The following is a 1,602-nucleotide window of genomic DNA, read 5'->3' as shown; positions in this document are numbered from 1 at the left end:
ATTCTACCAATACCGATTCCTGCACCAAGTAATGCAAGTCCTGCTGCGAGTCCTACTGCGATGTATCCTAAACCGAATTCCATTGTTTTCGTTTCACTCCTGTGTGTTTTATAATATAAATAAAACCAATGTTAATGTCTATGCATCACAGTTCCGATGAACACGGTTGTGAGCAGAGAGAAAATGAACGCTTGTAAAAAAGCTACAAGTAGTTCTAAAAAGTAAATAAGCACGGAACTGAGAACAGACACCGGCGCGATGAGCCAACTTTCGCTCATAAAGATAAAACCAAGTAGCGCAAGGATCATAACGTGTCCTGCTGTCATGTTGGCAAGTAACCTCATTGTTAACGCGAATGAACGCGCAATATGTGTTACGATAAACTCTAAAACCCACATGAGTGGCCAGAGTGGAAGTGGCACTCCCTTAGGAACCGCGTGTGCTACGAAGGAGATTCCTTGGTAAGAGAAAGCGGTTCCGTAGATTGTCAGTAATGTAATGGATGCAAGAGAAAGAGTGACACTGATGTCACCTGTTGGAGTGATTCCTGACCAAATCTCTCCGAAGGTGTGAAGAGAGTGTGGGGTGTGTTCGAAAAGTCCAACAGCCACGAGTGCGTCAGAAGCAGCTACTGTGAGTTCACCCACGGATGGAACGAGACCAAAAAGGTTACAGAAAAGAATAAAGAAAAACAAAGAGAAGATATAGTGGTAATAAGAATGGCCGTGATGGTCAAGGGAAGCATCCACGACATTTTCTTTTAAGTAGGAAACAAAAGCCTCTACCCCTGATGTAAACTTGTTATGAACCTTTTTAGGATTTCTAGAGATCAAATTCGCTGCAGGGATAAAAACGATGAACATAAAAAAACAAGCAATCCACATCATGGTCACTCGTTTGGTAATGTGAAGGTCAAGTCCACCGACGTAGTGGTATTTCACTCCATCATGGTTCACGAAAACATCGTGATTTTCGGCATCGAACCCAGGTTGCCCTTCTGTAACGACCGTGCCACCAAAGTTGAGTGGGAAAATGGGGGCATCACCTAAGTGGTGCGCCATGACTTCGCTGAAATCGAAGCCCTCTTCAGAGCCGTGCCCTTCCGAATCGTTCGCAAAAACATTCGTAAAACTAAGGGAAAAAACTAATAAAAAAGATAAAAAAAACCGATACTTAGACTTATTTTCCACTGAAATAGCTCGCAAATACAAGGAAAAGAAGGTGGACGAAATAGGCAATTAAAAATCCAGAAGTTGCCTCAAAAGGGTAATCTAAGACCTGCAAAGCAGTCAAAATGCCCAAATTTAGAAAAAATGAGAGAAATACGGTAAAAAAGGGAAAACCCGACTCCGCCAAAGCCGGAATTTTTCTAGGAAGGAACCTGAGCTGTAAAATCGCCATTTGTATTGCAAAGGACATAGCTCCACCAAAATAGAAAATCATCCGATATCCTTCTTCCACCAAACCAGCAGTTAGCGGAAGACTTAGAATGAATATAAAAAGTAAATAGCTGAAGTAATGTAGATGGAATCGTTTTAGGTTGATTGTATTTAGATCCATTGGTTGCAGTTTGTGAGGTGGGGATGCGGGGGCAAGTAGGAA

2 protein-coding genes and 1 pseudogene are annotated in these 1,602 nt (G+C 42.1%); all 3 read right to left on the bottom strand.

Features of this window, described 5'->3' with window-relative positions:
- A pseudogene (locus tag CH361_RS19495) lies at positions 1-83 on the bottom strand (ATP synthase F0 subunit C); the annotation flags it as partial.
- A 48-nt stretch (positions 84-131) separates the two neighbouring features.
- Positions 132-1,211 carry a F0F1 ATP synthase subunit A gene (gene atpB, locus CH361_RS19490; protein WP_425268697.1) on the bottom strand — a complete coding sequence of 360 codons (1,080 nt, stop codon included), beginning with the start codon at positions 1,209-1,211 and terminating at the stop codon, positions 132-134.
- On the bottom strand, positions 1,180-1,602 hold a 423-nt coding region (locus CH361_RS19485; RefSeq protein ID WP_244279966.1), incomplete at its 5' end, for a hypothetical protein. The genes atpB and CH361_RS19485, both read right to left, overlap by 32 nt.

Source organism: Leptospira brenneri (genome assembly GCF_002812125.1).
GTDB lineage: Bacteria > Spirochaetota > Leptospiria > Leptospirales > Leptospiraceae > Leptospira_A > Leptospira_A brenneri.
Note: the sequence above shows the minus strand (reverse complement) of the source record. Positions and strands in the feature narration are given on the sequence as shown.